Here is a 12,862-nt window from a genome sequence, read left to right on the forward strand (position 1 = left end):
ACAATAATTATTGCTGTATATGGATAATAAGAAAGGACTTTGATTTTCATGACAACAAATAAAAAAAGAACTTTAACATTTTCGAAATTCCGCTTCTGGATTCCTGCCCTCATCATGGCTGGACTCATCTTTTTCTTTTCCAGTCAGCCCGGAGAAGATTCCTCTAAATTAAGTGGATCTCTTCTCCATGAGATCCTTCTTGCGATCTCTCGCTTTTTCCCGAGCGATCCAAATGCAGAACCGAATCTCTTATTGCTTGACCGCTTAGAATTCCTTCTGCGAAAAACTGCCCATGTGACCGAGTACACAATCCTCTATCTGACTGTTCTTCTCGGTCTTTCTCCACGCAAATTTTCTCGAAAGAGATGGGCGCTGACGGCATTTCTGATCACAGTCTGCTATGCCTGCACCGACGAATTCCACCAGTATTTCGTTCTAGACCGCTCCGCGAGAATTACCGATGTCATAATCGACAGCATTGGTTCATCGATTGTTACACTCTCACTGATCGCCAGTACTCTTTTTAAGAAAAATGCCTGATTATGTGTAACGGGGCGATGTAAGGCGAAAAAGATCCTGCAAACCCACTTACATAATGTAAAAACAGGGCGGAAGATTCGATTTATAAGAATCTTCCGCCCCATTTATATAATTCTTTTATTCGCCTGTCTCATTTCAAATTAATCTACCAGCTTATCAAGCTCTTTTACATGCTCGGTCTCATTGGATGTCTTATGGTTTGCCTTGGAAGCGTACTGGTTGACTGCAACCTGAGACTTCTTGATCGGCTGCATCGTACCTGCACCTGCTACACATCCACCCGGACATGCCATACCCTCAAGCAGATAGCCGTTGTACTTGCCAGCACTTGCCAGCGTCAACAGCTTTCGACAATCCTTCAGACCCTCTGCATTTGCGATCTTGATCTCTCTATCCGGGAACTTTTCCTTAATGACATTAACAACAGACTGTGCAACACCGCCTGCAACTGCAAAATTACGTCCATCAGTCGAAGCATCGTTGACACCGTTCGGATCTTCCTCGATCGTCTCAAGATCTACATGCTTTGCATCAAAAACGCCCGCCATCTCCTCAAAGGTCAGAACAAAGTCCACATCGCTTCGAATATCGGTACGCATTGCCTCGAGCTTCTTTGCTGCGCACGGTCCGATAAAGACTACCTTTGCATTCTCATTATGACGCTTGATCAGTCTTGCTGTCAGAGTCATCGGGGTCAATGCCATCGAGATGCTATTTGCATTCTTCGGGAAGAGTTTCTTTGCCATCATTGACCATGCCGGACAACAGGAAGTTGCCATGAATGGCAGTTTCTCCGGAACTTCATTTACAAAGTCAATTGCCTCCTGAGTTGCACACAAATCTGCTCCGATTGCTACCTCAAATACATCCGTAAATCCAAGTGCCTTCATTGCAGAACGCAGTTTTCCCGGAGTTACCTTCGGTCCAAACTGACCTACGAATGCTGGTGCAACTGCTGCATATACCTGCTCACCAGACTGGATTGCACGGATAACCTGGAAAATCTGAGACTTGTCCGCAATCGCTCCAAACGGGCAGTTTACAAGACACTGACCACAGGATACACACTTCTCATAGTTGATATCTGCCTTACCATTTGCATCAGATCCGATTGCATCCATTCCACAGGCAGCGGCACACGGACGCTCCTGAACAATGATTGCATTGTAAGAGCAGACGGTTGCACAACGACCACACTTGATGCAGGCATCCTGATCAATATGAGAACGACCGGTTGTGCGGTCAAGGCTGACTGCATTCTTTGGACATACCTCCACACACGGATGTGCCAGACAGCCCTGACATCCCTCTGTCACCGTTACGCGCTTCGGTGCACAGGCATTACATGCAAACTTGATAACATTGATCAGTGGCGGGGTGTAATAAGTCTCCGGACGGTCAGCTGCCTCAATATTGTCAGAAATCGGTGCATGCTCTGCTGCACCTCTTGCCGGAAGACCCATTGCCAGACGAAGACGCTCTCCAACGATTGCTCTCTCCAGAAATACATCATTTCGGAAGTTTCCTACCTCTCCCGGAATGATCTTGTACGGCAGTTCCTCAATACGCTTGTCTACCGGCCACTCGGTATGATAAGCCATGCGGGCTACCTCTCTGAATATTCTATGACGGATTTCCTGGATTCGTGTCTCGACTCCTCTCATTCTCTTCTCTCTCCTCCTGATAATTGACCCTGTTCGTAACTGCAAAGATACTGAGCAGTTACTCATGTTTATTTTTTAACGATTATTTTTCTCATTTGTATTATATCAGTGAAGAGTAAAAAATCAAACAGTAAATGACAATTTTTCTCATTGTTTTCAAAAATACACATCAGAGAACAGCCGGATTAGAACACATACTGACTCAAACGCTCAAATGCCTTCTCAATCTGGCTCTTCGGGGACGCCAAATTCATGCGGATACTGCAAGAACCGTGGAACGGGCGTCCATCCTGCCATGCAACTCCGACATCCCAACCAGCTCGAAGCAGCTCATCGAGGCTCTCTTCATGCTTCTCACACCATTTCGTACAGTCGAGAAACAGCATATAAGTTCCTTGCGGTTTGGACACTTCCACACCGTCGAAATGATTCTGGATATAGTCATACGCATAATTGACGTTCTCTGACAGCACCTCGCACAACTCATCAACCCACTCATATCCCTCCGGACGGTAAGCACCGATCAGCGCATACATGCTCATCAGATTCATCTCATTGTAATGGCACTTACTGCTCTGCGCCAGAACACGATCTCTCAGATAGTCATTGTAAATGATGTGATAAGAACCGATCAGCCCTGCAAGGTTAAACGTCTTTGACGGTGCATAGAGCGCGATCGTCCGATCTCTCGCATCCTCGCTGACTGACTGGGTCGGCGTATGCTTGCTTCCATTGAGCATGAGATCTGACCAGATTTCATCGGAAATTACGACGCAGGAATTGCGCTTGTACACTTCCATCGCCTTCTCAATCTCATCTTTCTCCCACACACGACCACACGGATTATGCGGATTGCAGAAAACTGCCAGATGAATCCTATTCTTCTGAATCTTCGCCTCCATGTCCTCATAGTCCATCCGCCAGACTCCATTCTCATCTTTCTTTAACGGAGAGAGAATAATCTTACGTCCTGAATTCTCAATACATCTTGTAAATCCGATATAAGTCGGGCTGTGGAGCAGAATCGCATCTCCCGGTGCACTGAACGCTGAGACCGCAGAGATCAGTCCGCCGAGCACACCGTTTTCATATCCGATGTGTTTCTTCTCAAGTCCCTTCACTCCATTTCGTGTCTCCTGCCACTTGATAATCGAAGTAAAATACTCCTCGCGCGGATCAAAATATCCAAATGCCGGATGACCTGCCCGCTCAATCATCTCCTGCTGAACAGTCGGAACCGTCGCAAAGTTCATATCTGCCACCCACATCGGGATCGCATCAAAGCCCTCCTTCGGCGCCCCCGGAACCCCCTCTTTTCCAAGCGAATCCACGGCAATCGCATCTTTTCCATGCCGATCCATAACTATTGTAAAATCGTATTTCATCGTCTTTTCTCCTCCTTCTCCAAGAGTACCCTCCATTAATATCCTCACCTGCAGCGGAAAGGACATATACTTTGAGTTATGTGTTTTTGAATCTTTTGCCATTCCATTACACGTTAGCACATCTCCTCCCCAAAATCCAGCCGAATATATACTCGTTAATATAGAAAAAGCAGGAAAAGCCCTCAGACTTTTCCTGCCATAACGATTTCTATTACATTCCTATCTAATTATGATCTAATCACGATCACAATCCAGTCATGCTCTTACAGATACTTCTTCAGAGCCTCTACCTTGTCCACTCTCTCCCACGGCAGATCAACATCGGTTCTTCCGAAGTGACCGTAAGCTGCGGTCTGGCGGTAGATCGGACGACGAAGGTCAAGCATCTTGATGATTCCTGCCGGACGCAGATCAAAGTTCTCACGAACGATCTCAACCAGTTTCTCATCGCTGAGCTTTCCGGTTCCGAAGGTATCTACGCGAACAGACATCGGATGTGCAACACCAATTGCATATGCAAGCTGGATCTCGCACTTGTCAGCCAGTCCTGCTGCAACAAGGTTCTTTGCTGCATAACGAGCTGCGTATGCAGCGGAACGGTCTACCTTTGTGCAGTCCTTTCCAGAGAATGCGCCACCGCCGTGACGAGCATATCCACCGTAGGTGTCTACGATAATCTTACGTCCGGTCAGACCGCTGTCTCCGTGAGGTCCACCGATTACGAAACGACCGGTCGGATTTACATAGTACTTCGTCTCCTCATCTACCATTCCGGACGGAAGAACAACGTCAAATACATACTTGCGGATATCCTCATGAATCTGCTCCTGAGTTACATTCTCATCATGCTGGGTAGAAAGAACAACGGTATCCAGACGGATCGGCTTGCCGTTCTCATCGTACTCTACGGTTACCTGGGTCTTTCCATCCGGACGAAGATACGGAAGGGTTCCGTTCTTACGAACCTCAGTCAGACGTCTTGCGAGCTTGTGAGCCAGAGCGATCGGGTACGGCATGTACTCCTCGGTCTCGTTCGTTGCATAACCGAACATCATACCCTGATCTCCTGCACCAATTGCATCGAGGGCATCGTCATCCATTGCATTTTCCTTTGCCTCAAGTGCCTTGTCAACGCCGAGAGCGATATCGGAAGACTGCTCGTCAAGTGCAACCATAACGCCACAGGTATCGCAGTCAAAACCATACTTTGCACGGTCATATCCGATCTCACGAATCGTCTCACGAACAATTTTCTGAATATCGACATATGCATTTGTGGTAACCTCTCCCATTACCATAACAAGACCGGTCGTACAGCAAGTCTCACATGCTACACGGCTCATCGGGTCCTTCTCCATCAGGGCATCCAGAATCGCATCTGAAATCGCATCGCACATTTTGTCCGGATGGCCTTCGGTTACAGACTCAGATGTAAACAGTAACTTTTCCATGAAAATCCTCCTACGTTAAAATATTAAAACTTGTTGAAAACAAAAGAAAAGTCCGTAGCAATCATACTGCGGACTTGATATTCTTTGCACATCAAATCCTCTTATTGCTCGATTTCTCGCTCAGGTTGGCACCTTCCCAACGCTCCTGCCTGATCGCACCGCTTGGAGGTTCAGACATTTCATTCGGGGTTGCCGTGACTTCATAGATCCTTTGTATCTCCATCACTCTGAATAAGGGATTACGCACTTTTCGATTGTTATTTAGATTGTTCCGTGAATAATACTAGCAGATTCCCATATAGCTGTCAAGGATAATCTTTCGCAGTTTTGTTACCGTTCATGCATTGCACAAACGGCAACCGATTTTTTCTTATTTTCTCAGGAACGGGTTCCGATCAGGTAGTTGATGAACTGCTGTGCGGTACGTCCGGAAATTCCGCCGTGGCTTAATTCCCACTTGTTTGCCTCTGCACACAGCTCCTCGTCGCTGATCGTCAGTCCTGCCTTCTTTGCAAGTCCGATGACAATTCCGAAGTACTCCTTCTGCGTTGGCTTTGAGTAGTTGATCGTCACACCGAAACGATTTACAAGGGACAGCTTCTCCTCCATCGTGTCGGAACGGTGCATACCGTTGTCGCTCTCGACATCATCGCGGTCGCTCCAGTTCTCCTTAATCAGATGACGGCGGTTCGAGGTTGCATAGATCAGGATGTTGTCCGGGCGCGTCTCCACACCACCCTCGATGACGGCCTTGAGGAACTTGTACTCCACCTCAAACTCCTCAAACGACAGATCGTCCATGTAGATGATGAAACGGTAGTTGCGGTTCTTAATCTGTGCAATCACGGAGGAAAGATCGCGGAACTGATGCTTGTAAATCTCGATCATGCGCAGACCCTGACCGTAAAACTCATTGACAATCGCCTTGACACTCGTGGACTTTCCAGTTCCGCTGTCACCGAACAGAAGCACATTGTTCGCCTTCTTGCCCTGAACAAAGGCGAGCGTGTTGTCTACAAGTTTCTTCTTCTGAATCTCATATCCGATCAGATCATCGAGCATAACTGTATCCATGTTGTTGATCGCGCAGAACTTTGCGACTCCGCTCTCATCCGACTGGATACGGAATGCCTTGTTCAGACCAAACATACCAACACCGTAGTCCTTGTAGAATCCGGTCACTGCATCAAAGAACATATCCTCGTTCTTCGCCTGCTCGAGCTTCTCGCTGAGTGCCTGAACCTTCTCGCTGACGTTCTTGTTATACATCAGCTCCTTCTTGCCGATCGCCTTGTAATTGGAAATGCGGGAGAAGCAGTCGACACCGAGATACTCCTCAAGCGGTCCGAAATCATAGTCAAACAGATCCATAAATGCACGGAAATCGCCCTTTGCGAATGCATTGACGCTTCCATCGCTCGCTCCTACCTTCTCACAGGTAATACTGAACGGATTCTCATTCGTAATCAGCAGAAATGTCAAATAGTTGTGCCACAGATTCTTGTCAAATCCATAATCCGTCGCAACCTGAAGCAGATGTTTCATCTGGGTAAATACGCGGGTCACAAGCTCCTCTTTCGTCTGGCTCTTGTCATCCATCTTTCTCGTGATATCCGCAAGCTCCATCAGAATGGTATCTTTTGGCATATCTCCGTAAATCAGCAATCTGGAAACAATCTTGTACATTTCTCTCTCCTCCGTCCCTGTCTCTACTTACTTTTTTCTTTTGCTCTTCTTACTTTTGCCTATGTTTACTTACTTTCTCTTGCTCACTTTTTTCTCAGCCTTCTTTTCCTTTTTCTTACCCTTATGTTTATTCCCTTTCGTTCGCTTTTTGACCCTGAAATCGTCCGATTTTCCCGGTTACAAGATCGTTAAAAACTTTTTAACAGTTTAGCACATCTGCACACAAAAGAAAAGAAGCAGAATAGCTTTCACTATCCTGCTCAGTATGGGGAACAATAAATTGATAATGGCTTGTTAATAAATAACTACTCTCTTTATGCTGCAAGGAACTGCTTGATGTCACTGCAAAGATCCTCACAATGGTCTGCGTAAACCTTTAAGTTCACGATGTGGTTGAATCCCAGATTCATGATTCCCAGAAGAGATTTTGCATCCACAACAATGCTTCCACGACTCAGATCCATGTTGTACGGATACTTCTCTACTTTGCTGATAAAATCAAGAACATCGTTCGGATTCTTAAAGGTTACGTTCATTTCGCTCATGATAAACTCATTCTCCTTTTTGGTTTTCTTATCTGACAGTCTAACCAGATTTTCTCGCTCTATTCGTCTTCCTCACTCGGATTGTCATTCTGGTTGATTTTTCATTCTATACATAGTTTATTCATCACGGAAAGTACTCTCATCAGGTCCGATCCAGCTCTTATTATCCTTTTTTTCTGGACTTTGCATCCTGCTCATCTGAAACTCGGTTTTTCTCTGATCTCTCCTCACCGTTTATGAATATTCTATCACTCCAAAATATTCTGGAAAGAGGAAATTTCTTAAATAGGAGTAACTATTTAAGATTTTTCGTCAATTTCTGTCAGAAAATGTCACCAAAAATCCCGGATTTTCCCATTTGTAAATGCTTCCAAATCAATTTTTTCCTCCTACACCCCCGTTTTGAAGAAAATTTATGAGGAAAATTTTACAAAACCCGCTTTTTAAGAAGAGAAGTTCTTCCTAAATTCTGCCGGAAGAACCCCAACCTCCTCCTTAAACACCTTGCTCATATATTTCGGGTCGGCATATCCCACCATGTCCGAGATCTGGTTCAGCTTAAGTTTTGAATGAAGAAGCAATTCCTTAATCTTTTCAATTCGATAACTCCGAACAGTCTCTGTAAACGACATCCCCGTCTCTTTTTTGAACTGACTGCTCAGATACTCCTCCGACACTTTCAGCTTCTGCGCCAGTTCATCGAGCGTGATTCCCTGACTGTAATACTCCTCAATCAGAAGCCTTGCACGGTGGACGAGATCGCTGACCGCCTCACTTTTCTCTGGCACTGCTGTCTTCTCATAGAGCTGTTCCATGATTGCGCGAATCTCATTCCATGTCACTGCCTGCGTGATCGAGCCAACGATCTCCTGCGCCGAGCCAAGTCCTGCTGTCCTTCCGAGCGTCTTTGCGAGATTCAGGATTGCCATGCTGAAACGGATACACGCCTCACGGATCTCATTCGGATGACAACTTCCGTTGCGGTACATACGGATGAACTGTTCAAGTGCCTCCAAGAATCCCTCCTGATTGCGCTCTGTGATCATCTTGCGCATTTTCTCCTCCATCTCAAGTGGATATTGGAGCGGAACCAGATGCATCTGGCGGAGATTTTCCCTCGTCAGAAGTGTTTCTCTCGGAAAACTCAAGTTCCACTCCCGATCGGTGATCAGCTCCTCATATGCCTCCTGAAGCCCGGCCATTCCATCACTCTGTGTCCAGAGAAAGACCGGAATCGGGCTGAGTGCCCGGCAAATCGCCGGAATCAACATCTCAACATAACGTTTCTGGATCTTCTCCCTGTTCTGACAATGATAGAGGATGACGAGAAGCTGATGCTGACGCACCGACTCAATGATCGTGCTCGAGTAGTCGGCAACCCGCCCCGTGTACGTCTCCACGATCTGTCTGACCTTGGCAACCTGGCGGTCATAATTCGTTCCCATCCAGATCGAAAAAACTTCAAGAGAATCTTTGATGTCAAGCCCGTACTCCCGCAGAGTCAGCTTGTTGAGTTCCTCATCGACCGGAAGCTCCGCCAGCATACAGCCCTTAAAAATCTGGGGAAGCGAGAGGAATTTTTCCTGCATATTTTCGATTCCTCTCTCTTTCTCCAATACATTTCGGATATTCCAGAGTGTCTCCCGAAGCTCCTGAATCTTGATCGGCTTGAGCAGATAATTGTCAATGTTCATACCGATTGCCCGCTTTGCATAGTCAAAATCCGAATACGCGGTCAGGACAACCGCCCGTCCTGTATATCCGTCCTTTCGGAGATGTTCGAGCATATCAAGCCCATTCATCTCCGGCATCTGAATATCCATAATCACGAGATCCGGCTCAGTATTCTGCACAAGATGCAGTCCCTCGAGACCGTTTCCCGCTGTTCCCACAAGCTCATATTCCGGATCCAGCTTTTTGATAATCTTTGCCAGACCGTTGCGGATTGAACTCTCATCTTCCACTACTGCAATCTTCATCTGTTTTTTCCTCCCCCCCGTATTGCTTTCACAAACAGATGCACTGTCGTTCCGATATCCGGACGACTCTCAAAATAACAAGTTGCATCTTCCCCATAATACAACTCGAGTCGTTTTCTTACATTGTAAATCCCGACATGCCCTTCCATCCGTTTCGTCGGATCATTGAGAATCTGAAGCGTCTCCTTCGGAATTCCCTTTCCATTGTCCCGAATCATGATGTAAATCTGATCCTCAATCCGTCGAATTCGAATCGTCAGACGGCACACTCCTTCCTTCTGATACCCTCCATGCTTGATCGCATTTTCCACAAATGGCTGAAGAAGCATCTTGTGAATCTGACACCCTTTCAGTTTCTCCGGGACATCTGTCTCCACCTCGAGCGGTTGTTCGATTCGCTCTTTCTGGAGCATCGTGTACTGGCTCAGCCAGTAGAGTTCCTGCCCGATCGACACAAGACCTCCCGGATTCCGAATCGAGTAGCGCAGGATATCTGCGAGTGCACAAACCATTCCGCTGATCTCGTACTCATCACGTTCAATCGCCTTCCAGTTAATCGTATCGAGAGTATTGTAGAGAAAATGCGGGTCAATCTGTGCCTCCATCGCGGAGAGCTCAGCATTTCGCTGTTCCTCCGCCGAAGTCTTGAGCTTCTCAATCAGATCCCCTGTCTTCTCCACCATCTTGTTAAATCCGCCGACAATCGTAACCACCTCGCGCGGAAGTTTGGTATTGCCGGGAACACGAACCGAGAAATCTCCCTTTTCGACCTCAATCATTGCCGACTCAATCTGCTTAACCTGAAGAAAGATCGGCTTAAAAATCAGGCAAACTGCAATACTTCCCTCAATCAGAAATCCCACCGTCATCACCATCATCAGCGTTGTCTGATGGCTGATCAGTCTTGAAAACTCTCTCATTGAGTAGTAATCGTACAGCTTCCAGCCCGTCACTGCATTGTCTGTACTCAGGACACTGATGCCGGACGTCGAAATCTCCGAGATCTTTTTTCCGATATCCTCCCTGATCTCCGATGCAATAATCTGGTCTCCCTCGCAGATATAAAGTCTTGACTCAGTCTTCGAGGAAATCACCTCCCAGAGTACTTCCTGATCAAAACTCAGAATCACTGTTCCCAAATCGCGGTGAATATCCCGATAATCGACAATCCTGCGCGCAATCTGGAGCAGATGTCCACTTCCATCCTCACTCTGCTCCAGACTCACACCACCGTGAAAATGAACTCCGCCACCCATATCCTGCTTCACCAGATGACCCGCCCAGGTGCTGTCCATCGAAGAGGCGCTGACGCGGTCATAAAAGTACTTCTGCCCACCCGTTGTCACAAGTGTCACGCCCTCCACTTCCTCATTTCGGTTGCACAGGCGTTTAAGCTGACGGCGAATCTGATTGCTGTTTGCATCAAGCACATCCCTCTTGTTGTTGATCTGCTGGACGAGAACAACAAGCTCCTCATCCGTACAAAAATCAGAGAGCACACTGTCATAGCGGTCCATCATCATATTGAGCATCTGATCCGCAGTCTCAATCTCTCTCTGCATCTCCGTCTCAACATTCGACTTTAAGATCTCTCCGATTCTCGCCTGCATCACAAAAATCAGAATCAACAGGGGAAGAACAATGGTGACGCTCTCTGCCATCACCAGTGAAGTGCGAAGTGATCGATTATTCCCCCTCATGATATTCCTCCCTGATCTGAGCAATCCGATCTGCCAGTTTCTTCCAGGCATCCTGCGGTTCATCCTGCAGGATCGTCTGGTTCACCGTCTCTGCAAGTGCGATTGAGATCGCCGGCCAGTACTCGACCCGTTCTCTGATTCTCGCATACTTGAGACCATGCAGATCCTTTCTCCTCTCCGGATTTTTCTCCATCTGCCACTCGAGTACATCCCTGCGCGGTGCCAAGTATCCGGCAGATTCCAGATAAGATTTCATCTGCTCCGGCTGAGAGAGAAAACGGACAAAATCAACTGCCTCCTCCCGGTTCTTCTGATCTGGCACAAGAAGAACCTCTCCGCCGATCACACTCGTCCGATCCGTCGCACCCGGAATCCGAACCTGCCCATAGCGTAGTTGAGGATTCTGTTTAAAATAATACTCCATCTTTCCGGATGCCGCAAAAATCATTGCGATATTTCCTTTGCTGAACTGGCGCGCCACATCCGACATCGTCATGTTCGCCGTGCTCCGACTGACTGCCCCGCTCTGCACAAGTTCTTTCAGGAAATGATAGGCCTGCTCTCCCTCCGGGGTATTTAAATTCTTCATATCCGCCCCAAATCCCCAGATGATCGGCAGAAAGCTGTACGTCGTCTCCTCACTGATCAGCCCGGCAAATCCACATCCATAGATCTGCCCGCTCGTCATCGTCTTTGCGACACTTAAAAACTCCTCAAACGTCTCTGGAGGCTTCACACCAGAACGCTGTAAAATCCCCTTGTTGTAATAGAGCGTCAGGCAATTCAGACCGAGCAGAAACCCGATCATTGTACCGTCCTTTCCCTCACACAACTCCACAGCCTGATCGAGATACTCGTCCCAATCGACAACATTCGACAGATCCACAAGCGGACTTATCCGCTCAAAATATTGAATATCACTGCAATCCGCGAGAATCAGATCCGGAAGTTCCCCATTCTCACCCGCCAGAGCAAGTGTCTTTCTGAAATCCTCATCCGGCACATACTCCAGATTAATGATCACCTCATCCTGGGACGCATTGTACTCATCCGCAAGCTGGGTCAGCTTCTGGCGCATTGCCGGAATGTCCCAGTAATGCCAGAGAACCAACCGTGTCTTCTCCTTCGGCGCGACTTTCTCCTCACCACCACAGGAAGTGAGCGTCACACCGATGACAAGAAGCGTGAGCACACAAAAAATCCTCCTGCCAAATCGCTTTCCCTTCTGCTTCCTGTGCGGTATCTGCGTTCTGCTCTGTGCCCGCTTACCGCTCTGCATTCTGATGCATTCTCTCATGTTCTGCGCCAATCTCCTCATAAAGATGATAAAAGCTCCATCCGACGTTGCTCTCCGTCACAATCGCTTTTAAATCAATCTTCTGAACTTTTGCACGACGCATTCCAAGAAGCAGTTCGTCGAGTCGGCTTCCCGAAAAATTGTGCATGACGAGAACCTCCTGATCGATCGTTTCCGCTACATCTATATTCTCTTTTGCGTGCTCTTCCTCCTTAAATCCCTCAAGACCGAGAAGAGCCCCGATCGTCTCACCAAGCTGATCCTCGCTCACATTGCGAATCCGGATTCCCATCCGCACAAGTACACCCTTCAACTTTGTCGCATTCTTGTTTCCCTCAGGGGAATAATACAAAACTGTCTCTCTACTGCCTCTTGTCACTGCCATCTCTGTCCTCCAACACGCTTCCCAAATTTTCTGCATTTACCTTACATTTACCTGTTACCCCATACACCCACTCGCGGATTCCTCAAAAGACACGCGAAGCCGACAGGCCATTACTCCTTTTATGGTAACACAAAAAGTCTGAAATTTCCATCAGGAAACTCCAGACTCTTCAAAACGACCCGGATGGGGTTCGAACCCACGACCTCCGCCGTGACAGGGCGGCGCTCTAA

The 12,862-nt window shown here is 47.4% G+C and carries 10 protein-coding genes and 1 riboswitch; of the genes, 1 reads left to right on the forward strand and 9 read right to left on the reverse strand.

Annotated features, from left to right (window positions below; genetic code table 11):
• The first annotated feature begins 48 nt into the window (after nucleotides 1-48).
• Nucleotides 49-540, forward strand: a complete 492-nt coding sequence (locus AC4EVX_RS10595; RefSeq protein ID WP_490160186.1) for a VanZ family protein — start codon at nucleotides 49-51, stop codon at nucleotides 538-540.
• Nucleotides 541-680: 140 nt separating this feature from the next.
• Here AC4EVX_RS10595 and AC4EVX_RS10600 read toward each other — a convergent pair whose 3' ends face one another.
• The 9 genes from AC4EVX_RS10600 to AC4EVX_RS10640 all read right to left on the reverse strand — a co-directional run bounded on the left by AC4EVX_RS10600 (nucleotide 681) and on the right by AC4EVX_RS10640 (nucleotide 12,632).
• On the reverse strand, nucleotides 681-2,204 hold the full coding sequence (locus tag AC4EVX_RS10600) for a 4Fe-4S dicluster domain-containing protein (RefSeq protein WP_490160187.1): 1,524 nt from the start codon (nucleotides 2,202-2,204) through the stop codon (nucleotides 681-683).
• A 185-nt stretch (nucleotides 2,205-2,389) separates the two neighbouring features.
• Entirely contained in the window at nucleotides 2,390-3,589 is a 1,200-nt protein-coding gene (locus AC4EVX_RS10605; RefSeq protein ID WP_490160188.1) for a MalY/PatB family protein, read from the reverse strand.
• 263 nt (nucleotides 3,590-3,852) lie between these two features.
• Nucleotides 3,853-5,040, reverse strand: a complete 1,188-nt coding sequence (gene metK / locus AC4EVX_RS10610; RefSeq protein WP_490160189.1) for a methionine adenosyltransferase — start codon at nucleotides 5,038-5,040, stop codon at nucleotides 3,853-3,855.
• Nucleotides 5,041-5,138: 98 nt separating this feature from the next.
• Nucleotides 5,139-5,278, reverse strand: a riboswitch (SAM riboswitch).
• A 140-nt stretch (nucleotides 5,279-5,418) separates the two neighbouring features.
• Nucleotides 5,419-6,726 (reverse strand): DUF815 domain-containing protein, encoded by a 1,308-nt coding sequence (locus tag AC4EVX_RS10615; protein ID WP_177978839.1) that lies wholly within the window; start codon nucleotides 6,724-6,726, stop codon nucleotides 5,419-5,421.
• Between the two features lie 314 nt (nucleotides 6,727-7,040).
• Complete coding sequence (locus tag AC4EVX_RS10620; RefSeq protein WP_177978841.1) at nucleotides 7,041-7,271, reverse strand: HPr family phosphocarrier protein; 231 nt, start codon at nucleotides 7,269-7,271, stop codon at nucleotides 7,041-7,043.
• 443 nt (nucleotides 7,272-7,714) lie between these two features.
• Complete coding sequence (locus tag AC4EVX_RS10625) at nucleotides 7,715-9,250, reverse strand: response regulator (RefSeq protein ID WP_177978843.1); 1,536 nt, start codon at nucleotides 9,248-9,250, stop codon at nucleotides 7,715-7,717.
• Complete coding sequence (locus AC4EVX_RS10630) at nucleotides 9,247-10,950, reverse strand: histidine kinase (RefSeq protein ID WP_177978845.1); 1,704 nt, start codon at nucleotides 10,948-10,950, stop codon at nucleotides 9,247-9,249. Before AC4EVX_RS10630 ends, AC4EVX_RS10625 begins: the two co-directional genes overlap by 4 nt.
• Nucleotides 10,937-12,247, reverse strand: a complete 1,311-nt coding sequence (locus AC4EVX_RS10635) for an extracellular solute-binding protein (protein WP_177978847.1) — start codon at nucleotides 12,245-12,247, stop codon at nucleotides 10,937-10,939. The genes AC4EVX_RS10630 and AC4EVX_RS10635 overlap by 14 nt, the downstream gene beginning before the upstream one ends.
• The gene (locus AC4EVX_RS10640; RefSeq protein WP_177978848.1) at nucleotides 12,216-12,632 is read right to left on the reverse strand and encodes a DUF3783 domain-containing protein; all 417 of its coding nucleotides are present in this window, start codon (nucleotides 12,630-12,632) and stop codon (nucleotides 12,216-12,218) included. The genes AC4EVX_RS10635 and AC4EVX_RS10640 overlap by 32 nt, the downstream gene beginning before the upstream one ends.
• Nucleotides 12,633-12,862: the final 230 nt, after the last annotated feature.

The organism is Brotaphodocola sp., assembly GCF_983179755.1.